Raw genomic sequence first — 16,607 nt, forward strand, 5'->3', positions numbered from 1 at the left:
ATTTGCATTTTGGTTATAGGGTGAGAGATGAAATAAGTTTTTATATGATATACAATGAGTTAAATGGTTTAATGGATTTTGATGAAGCGATGGATTTAGAAATATTGCAAAAGATTTTGCCCAGGATACACGGAAGCAGTATCAGTATAAAGAAAATACTTGTCGAATTATTTAAAATATGTTCTGGCAATTATGAAGCCAAGTATGAATATGAGGATATGGATGTTAGTGATAAGATGCTTAAAGATATGGATAATTGTGTATATCCAAGGTCAGCAGAAAAAATTATTTATATGGTAAGGAGATATGAAGAAGATGGATTTACGTCATACTGGCTCTGATGTTGACCTGCTTTATATATCTACTCCGAAATTTGATTTTTCAATAAAAGGCAATCCCTATCATCCTAATGTTGGAGCTTTAAATATCAATGAAAACGTAAAGGCAAAAATATATATCTCGTGTACAGAATATACTGCTAAAATTTATTCACCAATAGAGGATAAGTTGGTGTCATATACGGGGGATAGTTATCCTCTTTTTTATGAACAGCAAAATTATGAAATTGTGATTGAGAAAAAAACTGATGATGAGGTGTCATTTTGGCATGAGAATATAAATATTAGGAACAAAGTACGTTTTGTAGGTGCTTCCAAAAGAGTATTATCAGGTATTATTAATTTTAAAAATGATATTGGATATTCAGAGCTTATTATGCTAGTTAATAATCGAGAATATCTAAAGGTAACTATTGAGGTTTTTCCTTCTAAAATTGACTATCAAAAGGATTATTATGCTCTTTTACAAGATATTAACAATGAATTATACAATCTTATATTTGATTTTTATAAAAGGACATACTTTTATAGCATGACTAAAAACAATGTAGGAAACAGCCTCACTGAATTTTTTGCGATTATAAATCAAGTGTTTGATAAGTTAAATAAATCGATCATGATTGTGCTAAATATGCCCCATCATGTATTAAAAAAAGATAGGGAAATACTCAAATATTATACTGCAAAAAGGGTTGACAGAGAGGGAATAAAATGGATTAACAAGCATCCTCAATATGTGAAGAACATTAATGGGGAAATAATAGTTGACAAAGTTTGCTCTGTAAAGAGTTCTATTACCTATGATACATATGAAAACAGATTGGTAAAATACATTATAAAATCTATAATAAAAAAGCTTAATTTAGTTAAGAAAAATTATGAAAAAGAATCAAGTATTGTTGATGAAAATATTAAAAAAAGCATTGAAGCGATGATATATAAGCTTGGAAGGCATTTAAATTACAGTTTTTTGAAAGATGTTGGAGATATATATACTATGAATTCACTTTCCCTTGTGCTTAATATGGCGCCAGGATACAAGGATGTTTATAAATATTATATTATGCTTTTAAAGGGACTTATGATAAGGGAATACATTTTTAAAATATCTATGAAAGATTTGGCTATATTATATGAATATTGGTGTTTTATCAAACTTAATTCAATATTGAGAGAAAAATATAGTCTTGTAAAGCAAGGTATTATTAAATTTAATAATCGAGGACTTACTGTTACTTTGACAAAAGGCGAGGAGACTCGTGTTGAATATCAAAATCCAAAAAATGGGGAGATATATTCCCTAGTGTACAATAAGAAATTTAAATATGATAATATCCCAACTACACCTCAAATGCCTGATAGTATATTATCGTTGAGCAAAGTTGGATCAAATACTATATTTAAATATGTACTTGATGCAAAATACAAAATAAATCCTGCAGTTGTTGATACAGATTATTATAATAAATATCGTTCTCCAGGTCCGGAAGAAGAGGATATAAACACTATGCATAGATACCGTGATGCCATTGTGTATGAAAATAAAAATAATAAAAATTTTGAGAGAATGATTTTCGGGGCTTTTGTATTGTTTCCATATTCTGACGAAGAAAAATATAAAGAACATCATTTTTATAAAAGTATTGAAAAAGTTAATGTGGGAGGACTGCCATTTTTACCTGGTTCTACTAAGCTTGTTGAGAAATTCATAGATGACCTTATAAATAATTCTTTTGAATCAGCTTTTGAAGATTCAGTTTTTCAAGGTGGTACATATGAATACATTGATCAAGTAAAGTTTGATGATAAAGAAGTACTTGTTGCTCCGTTGTCAAGTAAAGAGCAGCTTGATATAAATCTCAAATATAATTTTTATCATATACCTTATAAAAATATTAAGTCTAGCGGTATGAAGTTTAAATATGTTGCGATATACCAGTCAATCAAAAAATTTGATAAAGAAGCTGGGATACACTATTATGGGAGGATAAAAGGTTTTGAAATAGTAAAAAGGAAAGATATAAAAGAAATACCAAAGGATTCTGATGAGTTATATGTGAAATTTGAAATAGAAGAATGGAAAAAGCTTGAAAGACCTATTACTTGTGGTCCTTTTGGAGTTACAAATCGTATATATACTAATTTGTTTCTTCTTAAGAATGCAAAAAACGTATCAGAACTTTGTATAAAAACAAAAGAAGACTATAGACTTTATTTGGAACTTAAGAGGTTGTATGAGCATCAAGAAGAATTTTTAAAAGTCAATATTAATAGTAAAGTGATTGACGAAAATACAAAAATAACAGGCTTTAAAATAGGGAATTTAACGATATTTATAAATGAGGGTTATTATAATATCTATAAAGATGATATTTTACGAGATAAAATACCTATAGAAGAATTTTCAAAAAGACCTAATGCAATTATAAAGAGGATAAGAAATAAGATATAGTATATTTTAAAAATAATTAAGTATCTTATCACCATTATAGGAAGTGAAATTATGTTAGACATAAAGATTGAGAAAATAATACGTTCAAAAAGAAAGACAATAGCCTTGCAGATTACAGATAATGCTACTCTTATAGTGAGGGCACCTTTTGGTATAGATGAAAAGAGAATTTGGGAGGTTATAGAAAAGCATTCAAGGTGGATTGAGAAGAAAAAGAAGGAGATAGAGGCAAGGGATCCTAAAGCTTTAAAAAAGGAATTTGTGAATGGGGAAGGGTTTTTATATCTTGGTAAGTATTATAAGCTGTATATAGTAGATAATCAGGAGATTCCTCTTAAGTTTGAAGATGGTTTTTATCTTTCAAGGGATTTTTTAGATAAAGCAAAAGAGGTTTTTATTGATTGGTATAAAAAAGAAGCTTTTAAGAAGATATCTGAAAGAGTCAAGTGGTATGCTAAGAAAAGTAATTTAAAATACAATAAAATAAATATTACGTCTGCACAAAAAAGGTGGGGATCCTGTTCTTCAAAAGGAAACTTAAATTTTTCATGGAGACTTATAATGGCTCCTATTTCTGTAATAGACTATGTTGTTGTGCATGAGCTTGCACACTTGGAAGAAAGAAATCATGGAAAGAATTTCTGGATAAAAGTAAAGATGTTAATGCCAGATTATAAAAAGCAGGAAGACTGGCTCAAGAAAAATGGTTATTTGCTGAATTTGTAAGTGAAAATTAATTGTATATATTTTTAAGGAAGGAAGTAAAAAATATGGAAAAGTTTTATCAACCTGTTCTTGAGACTCCAAGGCTTATATTAAAGAAAATAAGTTTAGAAGATGCGGAAGACATGTTTGAATACGCAAGGGATCCAGAAGTTACAAAATATGTATCATGGGAATATCATAAAAGTATTGAGGATTCTGTAAAGTTTATTAATCTTTTGTTGTCAAAATATGCAAATAGTGAGCCTTCAGACTGGGGATTATATTTAAAAGAAAATGGCAAATTAATTGGAACATGTGGATATGTATTTATTGATGAAAAGAATATGACAGGAGAAATAGGGTATGTGCTTGGCAAAAAATACTGGAATAAAGGATTTATGACAGAGGCAGTTAAAAAAGTAATAGAGTTTGGCTTTAAAAAGTTGAATCTTAATAGAATACAGGCAAGGTGCAAGGTGGAAAATATACCTTCTGAGAGAGTAATGCAAAAAGTTGGTATGAAGTTTGAAGGGATATTGAGAGAAACAGTTTTTATAAAAGGGAGATTTTGGGATATGAAGATGTATTCTATTTTGAAAAGAGAGTATGAATTAAATAATTAGATTATAGACTAGAAAATTAATCAGTTTTTTTAGCCATCTAAGGCAATAAGCGCCTTATATTGGATGGCTTGTTTTGCATAAAATTTAGAATATTCTTTGTGTCTAAAGGAAATATTTAATTTTAATTATTCATTACAGACATAGATTAATATTTTGCAGAAGGTTTAATTATAAATTAAGCTATAGTTTAATTTGTAATTTTCCTGTATAATATATTCGTACAGCAATATGGTTACAAAAACAAATGAATACATAGGAGGAATTGACGTTGGAGATAATTATTGTAGCGTTTGTGATTTTATTTGATCAAGTGACAAAATACCTTGCAGTGAAATATCTTATGCCTATAGGAAGTTATCCGGTTATAAAGAATTTTTTTCATCTTACTTATGTGGAGAATAAAGGTGCGGCATTTGGTATGCTTCAGAATAAGACTCTTTTTTTTATAGTTATAACAGTAATTGTAGGGGCTGTGCTAATTTATTCTATGATTAAACTGCCAGGTAATAGTGTGTATAATTATACACTTGCTATGATCCTGGGGGGCGCTATTGGAAACCTTATAGACAGAGTTAGACTCGGATATGTTGTAGACTTTATTGATTTTAAATTTTTCCCTGCGGTTTTTAATGTTGCAGATTCTTTTATAGTTATAGGAGCTATTATATTAGGATATCTTATGATTTTTAGGGAGAAGGCGTGATGGGATGAACGTAGTAGATAAGATAGTTTTGCAAGGAGAAAAAGAGGATGAGGGAAAGAGAATAGACGTTTTTCTTGCGGCAGAGTTAGATTACACAAGGTCTTATATTAAAAAATTGATTGTGGATGGGCTTGTTTTTGTAAATGGTAAAACGGTAAAGCCCAGCTACAAGGTAAAAGAGAATGATGAGGTTGTTGTAAATATCCCAGAGGCAGAGAAAATTGATGTACTGCCAGAAAATATACCTTTGGATATTCTTTATGAAGATGATGATATAATTGTGATAAATAAGCCCCAGGGAATGGTAGTGCATCCGGCACCGGGAAATTACAGTGGTACACTTGTAAATGCACTTCTTTACCACTGCAAAAATTTATCGGGAATTAACGGCATTTTAAGGCCGGGTATAGTTCACAGGCTTGATAAGGATACCTCTGGTGTGATGGTTGTTGCCAAAAATGATAAAGCTCACATAAGCCTTTCTAATCAAATAAAAGAGAGAAGTGTTTTTAAAAAATATGTTGCTATTGTAGAAGGAGTTATAAAAGATGAAGCGGGGGAAATTGAGGCACCTATAGGAAGGCACCCTGTTGACAGGAAAAAGATGGCTGTAATAGAGGATGGAAGATATGCTCTTACATTGTACAAAGTTTTGGAGCGGTTTAAAGAAAATACATTAGTAGAGGCGGTTATAAAGACAGGGAGGACTCATCAGATAAGAGTGCATATGGCTTATATTGGTCATCCTGTTGTAGGGGACCCAGTATATGGTTTTAAAAAGCAAAAGTTTAAGTTGGAAGGGCAGGCATTACATTCACGTGTTTTAGGATTTATGCATCCTACAAAAGGAGTTTACATGGAGTTTGAAGCTCCTCTTCCTGAGTATTTTGTAAGGTTGATTGAAATTTTAAGACGTTCCACTCATTAAAAAGTTTAGATTTTATGTTTATGGGTATATTGCGAAGCTATTGAAATTGTATATTTGCATGTTATGTTTAATTTTTTATGTCATCAAGAACATTTTTACATGTCATCCTGAGCCGGAGCGTAGCGGAGCCTTGAGTGAAACGAAGGGTCTGGCGAAGGATCTCAGACAAAAAAGACATGCAATAAGCTAAGCTTTAAGGTCTGAGACCCTTCGGCTACGCCTCAGGGTGACATTTTGAAAGGCTGCCCAAAACGAGCATTAGACACGACTCAAAACGTGAGGCTGCCCTCTAGCATAAAAGCTGGACTTTTTATAAATATTTTGTCAACAACTTCAGGCAAGAATTAAACTTTTATCCTCTCTCTATTTACTAAATATATCTCATCTCGCTCTGGTGGAGTTATTTCTTCTTTTCCTTTTGATGTTATTAAATATTTCCCTTCTTTTATAATTTTACCTATTATTGTAGCTTGTATTCCTTTTTCAGATAGAGATTTGACTATTTTATCTCCATCACTGGCAGTAATTATCATTGAACCGCTGGATATGAGCTTTAAAGGGTTTATGCCAAAAAAACGGCAAATTTCTTTTGTTTCAGGGCGTACTGGCAATTTTTCCTCATATATTTCAATGCCAAGGCCTGATGCTTCTGCGATTTCATAGGCTGCTCCTAATATTCCTCCTTCTGTTATATCGTGCATTGCATTTGCACCATTTTGTGCTGCAGTAAGTCCTTCTTCTATGACATTTATTTCGTTTATAAAACTTTGTGCTTTTAAGATAAAATCTTTATCGTAGTGCTTTAGCAGCAAATCTTCATAGTCAGTTGCTAAAATTGCTGTGCCTTCAAGGCCTAAAGCTTTTGTAACTATGACATCATCGCCTATTTTTGCGCCTTTTGTGGTTATGTACTCACCTTTTTTAGCCATGCCAATTGCTGTTGTGCTTATAATAGGCTTGTTTACTGTAGTGGTTATTTCTGTGTGGCCTCCTAAAACTTCTATGTTGAGCTTTTTTGCTGCTTTATCTATTTCTTCCATTAAATTATGGAGTACAGATTCATCACTGCCTTCGGGCAGTAGTATAGTTGATAATATTCCAATTGGCTTTGCGCCACAAGAAGCTAAATCATTACAGGATATTATGACAGATAAAAAGCCGCTTAATTTCTCTGATGCTGTTATGGGGTCTGTTGAAAGGACCGCCACGTATTCGCCGAAATCTATTATGCTACTGTCTTCTCCTAATTGGGAGTGGACTAAAACTTCTTTTCTTTTAGCGCCAAGATAAGGGAAAACACTTCTTTTTAGTATTTCTACAGGTACTTTTCCTACTTCCATTTTGTCACATCCTTCTTTTAATATTGGTGTCAATACTAACATCTTAGCACAATTTTTATTTTTTTAAATATTCCCTATAGACAAGTTGAAAAGAATGTGATAATATATAGAAAACGAAGTCCTTTAAGCAGTCCTGTGAGGCTGGCAAGGTTGGCATAATTATATGTAGCATAAAAAGCTTCTTGCCAGTGCAAGAAGCTTTTTTGTGGAGGTTGTGAAGTTGAAGATAAAAGCAGAGATAATGGATGAAAAAGCCATAGACAGAGCCTTGATAAGAATAGCCCATGAGATTGTGGAAAGGAATAAAGGCATTGAAGATGTGGTTTTGGTAGGCATTAAGACAAGAGGAGTGCCTTTAGCAGAAAGAATAGCAAGGTATATATCGCGAATTGAAGGAAAAAAGCCTCCAGTAGGGTCATTGGATATCACCCTATACCGTGATGACCTTACCACAGACCTTGAACAGCCTGTAGTCAAGAAAAAAGATATAGGTGTGGATGTGGTAGGTAAAATAGTGGTGTTAGTGGACGACGTGATATACACAGGAAGGACTATAAGGGCTGCTATGGATGCAATTATCGATTTAGGGAGGCCTAAGGCAATACAGCTGGCAGAATTAATAGACAGAGGGCACAGGGAATTGCCGATAAAGCCAGATTATGTAGGTAAAAATGTTCCAACATCAAAAAATGAAATAGTAAATGTGATGTTGGAGGAAATAGACAAAGTCAACAGAGTGGTAATAACTGAAAAGTAGCACCTTTAATTTAGCCCAGCGAGGCTAAAAAGGGAGAATGATAGATATTCTCCCGGAGTATTAAACTCTAAAAAGGGAGGATTTTTTATGCCAAAATTTGAAACCCTAATTTTAACAGAAAAGAATATTTTATACAAAAAGAGTAGTACCATTTCACATTATTGTGATGTGGTGACTACTCTTTTTTTAAAAGGAGGAAGGCAATGTGAATAGAAAAGATCTGTTAGGTATTAAGGATTTATCGAAAGAAGAAATACTGGAAGTTTTAGACACTGCAAAGGAGATGAAAAAAATTCTAAATGGAGAAAAATATTCGCAGATACTAAAGGGAAAGACAGTTGTGACGATTTTTTTCGAACCTAGCACGAGGACAAGACTATCTTTTGAGATGGCAGCAAAGTATTTAGGCGCTCATTACGGCAATATAGAAGTGGCAACCAGCAGTGTTGCTAAAGGGGAGTCTTTAATAGACACCATAAGGACTGTTGAGATGATGAAGGCGGATGTGATAATAACAAGGCACAACATGAGTGGAGCGCCGCATCTTATGGCAAAATACACAGATGCCTCTATCATAAACGCAGGAGATGGTATAAATGAACATCCCACCCAAGCCTTGTTGGACATGATGACAATCAGAGAAAAGAAAAAAAGCTTTGAAGGATTAAAAGTGGCGATAATAGGAGACATTATGCACAGCAGAGTTGCACGGTCAAATATATGGGGACTTAAAAAGATGGGGGCGGAAGTGAGAGTTGCAGGCCCTTCCACCTTGATGCCACCCCAAATAGAAAAGATGGGAGTTAAAGCTTACTACAATGTAGAAGAAGCTATAAAGGATGCGGATGTAGTGATGGGACTAAGAATTCAATTGGAAAGGCAAAAAAGTGGACTATTCCCATCAATTGACGAATACAGAGAATATTTTGGGATAAATAAAGAGAGAATGAAACTTGCAAAAGCTGATGCGATATTGATGCATCCAGGACCTATAAACAGAAATGTTGAAGTTACTTCAGAAGCAGCAAATGCTGAGTATTCTGTCATAGAAGAACAGGTAACGAATGGTGTCGCTGTCAGGATGGCACTTTTAAAAATACTTTGTGAAAGGAGAAATTAAAATGAGAATGATTATAAAAAACGGTACTGTAATAGATGGGTTTGGAAGTGAAGTTAAAGCGGATATATTAATAGACTATGGTATCATAAAAGCGATTGACAAAAATATACAAGCCTCAGACGGGATAGTGATTGATGCGACAGGCAAATATGTACTCCCAGGTTTTGTGGATATGCACACCCATTTAAGGCAGCCAGGATTTGAAGAGAAAGAGACTATTAAAACAGGAACAGAAGCTGCAGCAGCAGGAGGTTACACTACTGTTGCCTGCATGCCAAATACAAATCCTCCTATAGACAATGAAATAGTAGTAGAATATGTAAAAAGCATTGCGCAAAGAGAAGGAGTTGTAAAAGTACTGCCTATAGGAGCCATGACAAAGGGAATGAAAGGCGAAGAAATAACCGAGATGGCAAAACTTAAAAAAGCAGGGGTTGTTGCCTTATCTGATGACGGTTTTCCAATAATGAGCGCAGGGCTTATGAAGAGGATAATGACATATGGAAAAATGTATGACTTACTCATGATAACTCACTGTGAAGACAAAACATTAAGTGGCGAAGGTGTAATGAATAGCGGAGTAATTTCCACAATGATAGGATTAAAAGGCATACCAAGAGAAGCAGAAGAAGTCATGCTTGCAAGAAATATTATACTTGCAAAGTCAACTGGTGTAAGGATTCACATCGCACATATCTCAACAAAAGGAAGTGTCGAACTTATAAGAGAAGCGAAAGAAAAGGGAGTGAAAATAACTGCTGAAGTGACTCCTCACAATCTTACCTTGACAGATGAAGCAGTCTACAATTACGATACAAACACAAAAGCTTATCCACCCTTAAGGACAAGAGAGGATATAGAAGCATTAATAGAAGGATTGAAAGATGGCACAATAGATGCAATCGCGACAGACCATGCCCCTCACACTAAGGATGACAAAAAAGTGCCTTACGACATGGCTGCTTTTGGAATATCGGGCTTAGAAACAGCCTTTTCCGTAATAAATACTTTCCTTGTACAAAAAGGTAAAATAAACATGAAAGATTTAGTCAATTACATGAGCATAAATCCTGCAAATATACTGGGTATATCCAGTGGAATAAAGGTTGGCAAGACAGCGGATATTGTGATTGTAGACCCTTATGAAGAGTATGTAGTTGACAAAGATAAATTTAAATCAAAAGGAAAAAACACACCTTTCCATGGTATGAAGCTAAAAGGAGTTGTGGAATACACAATAGTTGAAGGTCAAATAAAATATGCAAGGGATAGAAAAATTGAAAAAATTGAGGTATAATTAATAAAGGAATATTTATGCGATAAAATGAATAAATTTTCAATAAGAGGATGGTGTAGATGTTTATTGATAAATTAATTGAGAGTATAAAAGCTAAGAAAAGCCCTGTTGTAGTGGGGCTTGACCCCAGAATTGAAAAAACTCCACAATTTATAAAAGACGTTGCTTTTAAGAGAAAAGGAGAAAATATTGAAGGCATATCTGAAGCTTTATACCTTTTTAACAAAGGTATAATAGATGCAGTCTACGATGTTGTGCCTGCGGTCAAAATCCAAGTTGCTTTTTATGAAGCTTATGGGATAGAAGGATTTAAAGCTTTTTTCAAAACTGCTGAATACGCTAAAAATTTAGGGCTTATGGTAATAGCGGATGTTAAAAGAGGAGATATACAAGAGGTTGCAAAAATGTATTCAAAAGCATATATGCAAAACCAGTTGTTTGATGCGATTACTGTAAATCCTTACATGGGTGAAGATACTATAATCCCTTACGTAGAAGATGCGATCAAATACAATAAGGGTATATTTGCACTTGTCAAAACTTCAAATAAAGGTTCTAAAGATATACAGGATATAAAAACTGCAACAGGAGAATACGTCTATCAACGAGTTGCTAAAATAATAAATAAAATTTCAAAGTCAGCAGTTGGGAAATATGGCTATAGTTCTATAGGTGCAGTAGTAGGTGCAACTTATCCAGAGGAGGCAAAAGTGCTAAGAAAGGAAATGCCAAATTGTTTCTTTCTAGTGCCAGGCTATGGGGCACAAGGGGGGACTGTTGAAGATATAATGGATTGTTTTGATGAGAATGGACTTGGCGCGATAATAAATTCTTCCCGGAGCGTTATCTATGCATATCAAAGTCCTTACTGGAAAGATGTATATTCTGAATATGAGTATGCACAAGCGGCGAGAGCAGAAGTAATTCTTATGACAGGTATGATTAACAATGGGCTTGTTAAAAGAAAATACATCGCTTGTTGAGGTGAAAGATGAAGACCAAGATATTGTCTAATGAAAAGATAGCCAGTGGCATTTATAAATTGGTATATGAGTGGAAGGGGGGAATACCTTCTCCAGGCCAATTTGTAATGGTAGACTGCAAAGGCAAGACTTTTCTAAAAAGGCCTATAAGCGTATGCTCTGTTGATGACAAATCAATGACAATTGTATATCAGGTTAAAGGGGAAGGTACTAAAAATTTATCCGAAATGAAAAAAGGAGACACAATTGAAGTAACAGGTCCTCACGGACATGGTTTTGAACTATATGAGGACAAAAATGTGTTAATAGTAGGAGGGGGAATAGGCATTCCTCCCCTTCTATACCTTGCTAAAAAAATCAAAGCAAAAAATTTGTATATTGCGTTGGGATTTAAAAGTGAAATTTTTCTTGTGGAGGAGTTTAAAAATTTAGGAGAAGTTATTGTCACGACAGAGGACGGAAGTTTTGGGAAAAAAGGAATGGTGACACAAGGAATTGAAGATATAATTGATAAGATTGACATAATATATGGCTGTGGACCAAAACCTATGCTAAAGATATTACAAGATATTTCTCTTAAAAATAACATTCCTTGTCAAATATCTGTAGAAGAAAGGATGGCTTGTGGCATAGGAGCTTGTCTTGTATGCGCTTGCAAAGTGAAAAAAGATGGTGGTTTTGAGTACAAAAGAGTGTGCAAAGATGGTCCCGTCTTTTGGGCAGAGGAGGTGGAGTTTTGAATTTACAAGTTGAAGTTGGGGGACTTAAGTTAAAAAATCCGGTGATGACAGCTTCAGGTACTTTTGGGTTTGGAAGAGAGTACGGAGAATATATTGATTTAAATCAATTAGGGGCAATAGTTGTAAAAGGACTTACAGTAAAACCTAAAGAAGGCAATCCACCTCCACGAGTTTATGAAACTCCTTGTGGAATGCTAAACAGTGTAGGGCTTCAAAATCCGGGTGTAGATGCTTTCATTGAGAAAGAGCTGCCCTTTTTAAGAGATTATGATGTTGCTGTAATAGTAAATATTGCAGGAGAAACCATTGAGGAATTTGCTTACATGGCAAAGAAGCTTGATATAGATGGTGTTGATGGAATTGAAATAAATGTCTCCTGTCCAAATGTGAAAAAAGGTGGTATGGCTTTTGGAATAAATCCTGATGATATATTTAATATAACAAAAGAAGTAAAAAAAGTTACACAAAAAACTGTTATTGTAAAATTAACACCAAATGTGACGGATATTGGGGTTTGTGCTAAAGCAGCAGAAGATGGAGGAGCAGATGCTGTATCTTTAATTAATACAATTGCAGGGATGGCTATAGATATTGATACAAGAACCCCCATTTTTAAGAACATGATTGCGGGTTTGTCTGGACCTGCTATAAAGCCTATTGCCCTTAGGATGGTGTATGAGGCAGCGAGAGCCGTAAAAATTCCTGTTATAGGTATGGGCGGTATAAGTTCATTTAAAGATGCATTAGAATTTATGATTGCGGGGGCGAAGGCAGTGGCAATTGGCACTTGTAATTTTGTGAATCCCAATTGCACAATTGAAGTTATTGAGGGAATAAAACAATATATGGTTTTAAACAATATAGAAGACATAAATGAGATTATAGGTTCTTTAAAGGTTGATTAAAGGGGATGAGAAAATGGAAAAAGAAGAAGTCTTAGAGATTTTTAGCAAGTTAGGAGTAATTAACAAAGGACATTTTTTATTGACATCAGGAAAACACAGCGATACCTATTTGCAGTGTGCGAAAATATTTCAATATCCTAAATACAGCGAAATTTTTAGTAAAGAATTGGCATTAAAATTTAAAGGCCACGAAATAGATGTTGTAATAGGGCCTGCAATTGGAGGAATTATATTGGCCTATGAAGTTGCTCGTCAAGTTGGAGCAAAAGCTCTTTTTGCAGAAAGAGAAGAAGGAATGATGAAGCTAAGAAGAGGATTTGAAATCAAAGAAGGAGAAAATGTGCTTGTAGTAGAAGATGTAGTGACAACAGGGGGCTCCGTAAAAGAAGTTATAGAGTTAGTCAATTCTTTAAAAGGTAATGTAATAGGAGTTGGAAGCATAGTTGATAGAAGTGACGGGAAGGTAAATTTTGAAGTTCCTTTTAAGTCTGTGGTAAGCTTGTATGTTGAAGCATTTGAAAGAGAGGAATGTCCCCTTTGCAAAGAAGGCATTCCTCTTGTAAAGCCGGGAAGCAGGAAATTTTAAGGTATAAGCATATTTATAACTCTCATTGTTTCAGGTCCTACAATTCCGTCAACTTTAAGGCCATTGTCCCTTTGAAATCTCATAACAGCGTTTTTGGTCCTTGGTCCAAAAATGCCGTCTATTGGACCAGGGTCATAGCCTAAACTTTGAAGAATCATTTGAAGCTGAAGAACATCGTATCCGACGGTACCCTCGTATAGAAGCCTGGAGCCTAATTGTTGCCTCTCCATTTTTTCACCTCATTTATACACTTTCACTATTACACAATATGATAAAAATAGGGAAAGTGTTCTTTTTTATAAGACTTGTAGAATTAGGCACTTTAAGTATTGAGTTTCTTCAGAGGCTAATAATATTGGATGGTCTTTTGATTGAGTACGTTGTTCTACAAGTCTTACATTTCTTTTAGCATCATTGGCTGCCTCTTTAATGACATCTAAAAACATATCAGGTTTTATGTGCTGTGAACAAGAACAGGTGATGAGAAAGCCTCCTTCTCTTAGAATTTTTAATGCTCTTAAATTTATTTCCTTGTATCCCCTTAATGCGTCTTTTACAGTTTCTTTGCTTTTTGTAAAGGCAGGGGGATCTAGTATTATAGTATCAAACTTTCTGCTTTCTTTGTCATATCTTCTTAATAGGTCAAAGGCGTTGTCACATACGAAATTACATCTTTCTTGATAACCACTGAGTTCTACATTCTTTTTTGCCATTTCAATGGCTTCCTCAGAGATGTCGACTGTCTCAACTCTTTTTGCACCATAGTGAAGGGCATGTACTGTAAATGAGCCTGTATGGCTGAAACAGTCTAGAACTTCTGCATCTTTAACGTAATTTTGAATTGCTTTTCTGTTTTCTTTTTGATCTAAAAAATACCCAGTCTTTTGGCCATTTTCAATGTCTACCCAAAATTTTATTCCATTTTCTTCAAATTGTTGCATTGTGTCAAACTTGCCGTACAAATATCCTTTTTGCTGTGGAAGCCCTTCTAATTCTCTTACATTTACATCATTTCTTTCATAAATGCCTTTGGGATTTAATATTTCAACAAGGAGCTTTACTATTGTATTTTTATATTTATCTATACCTAATGCAAGAGTTTGCAAAACAAGATAGTCACCAAATTTGTCCACGATTAAAGCGGGTAAAAAATCTGCTTCTGCAAATACAACTCTGCAGGAGTTTAAATTGTCCATAACTTTTTTTCTGTATTCCCATGCTCTTTTAATTCTTCTTCGAAAAAACTCTTCATCTATTTCTTCATTAATATCTCTGGTCAATAATCTGACAGTTATCATGGATTTTAGATTTATGTATCCTTTTCCTATGAATTCTTTTTTGTGATTTAAAACATTTACAATTCCACCTGGAGTGTAATCTCCTTCAATTCTATCTATTTCAGTTTTGTATATCCAAGGGTGACCATTTAAAATCCTTTTAATATTTGTGTTTCTTAATATAACGTCTGCCATAACATCTCTCCTCATAACTTCTAATAACTTTTTTATATCATAATTAGCCAAAATATTCAATTGTATTGACATATTCCTGTGAATAGTATTAATATTGAAGGGGTGATAGTATGCAAAAAATACTTGGAAGAATAAGAAGAGCAGTTCAAGATTTTAATATGATACAAGAGGGAGATATAATAGCTGTTGGTGTTTCAGGAGGAAAGGACAGTATAACCCTTTTATATGGATTACATCTCCTTAAAAATTTTTATCCGGTGAAATTTGATGTAATGGGATTGATGCTGACGTTAGGTTATGATAATTTTGACCCAACGCCTGTAGAAAATTTTTGCCGAGAAAAAGGGATACCTTTTTTATTAAAGAAACAGATATAAAAAAGATAGTATTTGATTACAGGAAAGAAGAAAATCCCTGCTCCTTGTGTGCAAATTTAAGAAGAGGAGCCCTAAATAATTTTGCTAAAGAAAAAGGATGCAATAAAGTAGCTTTGGCTCATCACTATGATGATTTAATAGATACTTTTATAATGAATTTATTTTACAATGGTAGACTTCACACTTTTGAGCCAGTTTCTTTTTTAGACAGGTCAAAAATTACTGTAATAAGACCTATGATATATGTTAAGGAAAAAGACATAAGAAGTGAGGTGAAAAAGAATAATTTGCCTGTTGTAAAGAACCCTTGCCCTGTTGAAGGACATACAAAAAGACATTATATAAGGAATTTGATAATAGATTTAAAGAAAGAAATACCTGAGATAGACAAAAGAATTTTTACAGCGATAAAAAAAGACGTTTTTCACTTTGAAGGATAACTGCAAAGAAGAATAAAAGTCAGCAAAAAAGAGTATAAAGAAAAAACATGAACATTTCCCGTTATTTTTCGACATAATGGAGTTTTATAGGGATTGAACAATTCTTTTAAAAATGATATATTAATAAACGTCGCTGTTGAGGCGACGAGACAGCAAGATAAGGTATTGACAAAGGTAATAGAATTTGATAATATAGAGAAGCTGCTGAGGGGCAGCGGAGGGACCTTGAAAAATGAACAGTGAGGCGGAAAAGGTGGAGTGAAAGAGTAAGGAAATGAAGCTGAGAGTTTGATCCTGGCTCAGGACGAACGCTGGCGGCGTGCCTAACACATGCAAGTCGAGCGATTCAGAGGTCGGAAATCGACTTCCGACTTCTGATCTCTGGATAGCGGCGGACGGGTGAGTAACGCGTGGGCAACCTACCCTTAAGACCGGGATAACACCTCGAAAGGGGTGCTAATACTGGATAAGCTCCTTGTAGGGCATCCTATGGGGAGGGAAGGTAGCGGAAGCTACCGCTTAAGGATGGGCCCGCGTCCCATCAGCTAGTTGGTAGGGTAACGGCCTACCAAGGCGACGACGGGTAGCTGGTCTGAGAGGACGATCAGCCACACTGGGACTGAGACACGGCCCAGACTCCTACGGGAGGCAGCAGTGGGGAATATTGGACAATGGGCGAAAGCCTGATCCAGCAATGCCGCGTGAGTGATGAAGGCCTTAGGGTTGTAAAGCTCTTTTACCCGGGATGATAATGACAGTACCGGGAGAATAAGCCCCGGCTAACTCCGTGCCAGCAGCCGCGGTAATACGGAGGGGGCTAGCGTTGTTCGGAATTACTGGG

The 16,607-nt window shown here is 34.6% G+C and carries 17 protein-coding genes, 1 pseudogene and 1 other annotated feature; of the genes and pseudogenes, 15 read left to right on the forward strand and 3 right to left on the reverse strand.

Annotated elements, in window-relative coordinates:
* Positions 1–2 precede the first annotated feature (2 nt).
* The 6 genes from THESIDRAFT1_RS14270 to THESIDRAFT1_RS10255 all read left to right on the forward strand — a co-directional run bounded on the left by THESIDRAFT1_RS14270 (position 3) and on the right by THESIDRAFT1_RS10255 (position 5,749).
* The gene (locus THESIDRAFT1_RS14270; RefSeq protein WP_012269239.1) at positions 3–341 is read left to right on the forward strand and encodes a hypothetical protein; all 339 of its coding nucleotides are present in this window, start codon (positions 3–5) and stop codon (positions 339–341) included.
* Positions 316–2,790 (forward strand): DUF2357 domain-containing protein, encoded by a 2,475-nt coding sequence (locus THESIDRAFT1_RS10235; protein ID WP_006570346.1) that lies wholly within the window; start codon positions 316–318, stop codon positions 2,788–2,790. The genes THESIDRAFT1_RS14270 and THESIDRAFT1_RS10235 overlap by 26 nt, the downstream gene beginning before the upstream one ends.
* Before the next feature lie 51 nt (positions 2,791–2,841).
* Positions 2,842–3,516 carry a M48 family metallopeptidase gene (locus tag THESIDRAFT1_RS10240; RefSeq protein ID WP_006570347.1) on the forward strand — a complete coding sequence of 225 codons (675 nt, stop codon included), beginning with the start codon at positions 2,842–2,844 and terminating at the stop codon, positions 3,514–3,516.
* A 44-nt stretch (positions 3,517–3,560) separates the two neighbouring features.
* Complete coding sequence (locus THESIDRAFT1_RS10245) at positions 3,561–4,118, forward strand: GNAT family N-acetyltransferase (protein WP_006570348.1); 558 nt, start codon at positions 3,561–3,563, stop codon at positions 4,116–4,118.
* Between the two features lie 268 nt (positions 4,119–4,386).
* On the forward strand, positions 4,387–4,821 hold the full coding sequence (lspA, locus tag THESIDRAFT1_RS10250; RefSeq protein WP_006570349.1) for a signal peptidase II: 435 nt from the start codon (positions 4,387–4,389) through the stop codon (positions 4,819–4,821).
* 4 nt (positions 4,822–4,825) lie between these two features.
* Entirely contained in the window at positions 4,826–5,749 is a 924-nt protein-coding gene (locus tag THESIDRAFT1_RS10255; RefSeq protein ID WP_006570350.1) for an RluA family pseudouridine synthase, read from the forward strand.
* Between the two features lie 344 nt (positions 5,750–6,093).
* Here the strand turns inward: THESIDRAFT1_RS10255 and THESIDRAFT1_RS10260 are convergent, their stop codons facing one another.
* A complete protein-coding gene (locus THESIDRAFT1_RS10260; RefSeq protein WP_006570351.1) occupies positions 6,094–7,089 on the reverse strand; it encodes an AIR synthase family protein in 996 nt (331 codons plus the stop codon).
* A 220-nt stretch (positions 7,090–7,309) separates the two neighbouring features.
* Here THESIDRAFT1_RS10260 and pyrR point away from each other — a divergent pair, with 220 nt between their 5' ends.
* From pyrR to pyrE, 7 genes are all read left to right on the forward strand, one after another.
* A complete protein-coding gene (gene pyrR / locus THESIDRAFT1_RS10265; RefSeq protein ID WP_006570352.1) occupies positions 7,310–7,846 on the forward strand; it encodes a bifunctional pyr operon transcriptional regulator/uracil phosphoribosyltransferase PyrR in 537 nt (178 codons plus the stop codon).
* Between the two features lie 205 nt (positions 7,847–8,051).
* Positions 8,052–8,966 carry an aspartate carbamoyltransferase catalytic subunit gene (locus THESIDRAFT1_RS10270; protein ID WP_006570353.1) on the forward strand — a complete coding sequence of 305 codons (915 nt, stop codon included), beginning with the start codon at positions 8,052–8,054 and terminating at the stop codon, positions 8,964–8,966.
* Between the two features lies 1 nt (position 8,967).
* The gene (locus THESIDRAFT1_RS10275; RefSeq protein WP_006570354.1) at positions 8,968–10,263 is read left to right on the forward strand and encodes a dihydroorotase; all 1,296 of its coding nucleotides are present in this window, start codon (positions 8,968–8,970) and stop codon (positions 10,261–10,263) included.
* Positions 10,264–10,322: 59 nt separating this feature from the next.
* Positions 10,323–11,246 (forward strand): orotidine-5'-phosphate decarboxylase, encoded by a 924-nt coding sequence (gene pyrF / locus THESIDRAFT1_RS10280; protein WP_003869571.1) that lies wholly within the window; start codon positions 10,323–10,325, stop codon positions 11,244–11,246.
* A gap of 8 nt (positions 11,247–11,254) precedes the next feature.
* The gene (locus THESIDRAFT1_RS10285) at positions 11,255–11,986 is read left to right on the forward strand and encodes a dihydroorotate dehydrogenase electron transfer subunit (protein WP_003869570.1); all 732 of its coding nucleotides are present in this window, start codon (positions 11,255–11,257) and stop codon (positions 11,984–11,986) included.
* Entirely contained in the window at positions 11,983–12,891 is a 909-nt protein-coding gene (locus THESIDRAFT1_RS10290) for a dihydroorotate dehydrogenase (RefSeq protein WP_006570355.1), read from the forward strand. The genes THESIDRAFT1_RS10285 and THESIDRAFT1_RS10290 overlap by 4 nt, the downstream gene beginning before the upstream one ends.
* Positions 12,892–12,904: 13 nt before the next feature.
* A complete protein-coding gene (gene pyrE / locus THESIDRAFT1_RS10295; protein WP_039929352.1) occupies positions 12,905–13,477 on the forward strand; it encodes an orotate phosphoribosyltransferase in 573 nt (190 codons plus the stop codon).
* On the opposite strand, the gene THESIDRAFT1_RS10300 is transcribed toward pyrE, so the two are convergent.
* Together THESIDRAFT1_RS10300 and THESIDRAFT1_RS10305 are read right to left on the reverse strand one after the other, a co-directional pair.
* Positions 13,474–13,707, reverse strand: coding sequence for a peptidoglycan-binding domain-containing protein (locus tag THESIDRAFT1_RS10300; RefSeq protein ID WP_003868407.1), 234 nt, complete (start codon positions 13,705–13,707; stop codon positions 13,474–13,476). The two genes, pyrE and THESIDRAFT1_RS10300, sit on opposite strands and share 4 nt — an antisense overlap.
* Positions 13,708–13,773: 66 nt before the next feature.
* Positions 13,774–14,949 carry a class I SAM-dependent rRNA methyltransferase gene (locus THESIDRAFT1_RS10305; RefSeq protein ID WP_006570357.1) on the reverse strand — a complete coding sequence of 392 codons (1,176 nt, stop codon included), beginning with the start codon at positions 14,947–14,949 and terminating at the stop codon, positions 13,774–13,776.
* A gap of 110 nt (positions 14,950–15,059) precedes the next feature.
* Here THESIDRAFT1_RS10305 and THESIDRAFT1_RS10310 point away from each other — a divergent pair.
* Together THESIDRAFT1_RS10310 and THESIDRAFT1_RS13535 are read left to right on the forward strand one after the other, a co-directional pair.
* Positions 15,060–15,766: pseudogene (locus THESIDRAFT1_RS10310) on the forward strand (tRNA 2-thiocytidine biosynthesis TtcA family protein).
* Positions 15,767–15,859: 93 nt separating this feature from the next.
* Positions 15,860–16,009, forward strand: a complete 150-nt coding sequence (locus tag THESIDRAFT1_RS13535; protein WP_019907714.1) for a hypothetical protein — start codon at positions 15,860–15,862, stop codon at positions 16,007–16,009.
* Between the two features lie 41 nt (positions 16,010–16,050).
* Positions 16,051–16,595 (forward strand) — a sequence feature (16S ribosomal RNA rRNA prediction is too short).
* Positions 16,596–16,607 lie beyond the last annotated feature (12 nt).

It is taken from the genome of Thermoanaerobacter siderophilus SR4 (genome assembly GCF_000262445.1).
GTDB classification, from domain to species: Bacteria; Bacillota; Thermoanaerobacteria; order Thermoanaerobacterales; family Thermoanaerobacteraceae; genus Thermoanaerobacter; species Thermoanaerobacter ethanolicus.

Bases quoted from the DNA above. Each gene is read 5' to 3' on its own strand.
- THESIDRAFT1_RS10300 (WP_003868407.1), bottom strand. From the start codon at position 13,707: ATGGAGAGGCAACAATTAGGCTCCAGGCTTCTATACGAGGGTACCGTC.
- THESIDRAFT1_RS10255 (WP_006570350.1), top strand. From the start codon at position 4,826: ATGAACGTAGTAGATAAGATAGTTTTGCAAGGAGAAAAAGAGGATGAG.
- THESIDRAFT1_RS10235 (WP_006570346.1), top strand. From the start codon at position 316: ATGGATTTACGTCATACTGGCTCTGATGTTGACCTGCTTTATATATCT.
- THESIDRAFT1_RS10305 (WP_006570357.1), bottom strand. From the start codon at position 14,949: ATGGCAGACGTTATATTAAGAAACACAAATATTAAAAGGATTTTAAAT.
- THESIDRAFT1_RS10260 (WP_006570351.1), bottom strand. From the start codon at position 7,089: ATGGAAGTAGGAAAAGTACCTGTAGAAATACTAAAAAGAAGTGTTTTC.
- pyrF (WP_003869571.1), top strand. From the start codon at position 10,323: ATGTTTATTGATAAATTAATTGAGAGTATAAAAGCTAAGAAAAGCCCT.
- pyrE (WP_039929352.1), top strand. From the start codon at position 12,905: ATGGAAAAAGAAGAAGTCTTAGAGATTTTTAGCAAGTTAGGAGTAATT.
- THESIDRAFT1_RS10240 (WP_006570347.1), top strand. From the start codon at position 2,842: ATGTTAGACATAAAGATTGAGAAAATAATACGTTCAAAAAGAAAGACA.
- THESIDRAFT1_RS10275 (WP_006570354.1), top strand. From the start codon at position 8,968: ATGAGAATGATTATAAAAAACGGTACTGTAATAGATGGGTTTGGAAGT.
- THESIDRAFT1_RS10245 (WP_006570348.1), top strand. From the start codon at position 3,561: ATGGAAAAGTTTTATCAACCTGTTCTTGAGACTCCAAGGCTTATATTA.
- THESIDRAFT1_RS10285 (WP_003869570.1), top strand. From the start codon at position 11,255: ATGAAGACCAAGATATTGTCTAATGAAAAGATAGCCAGTGGCATTTAT.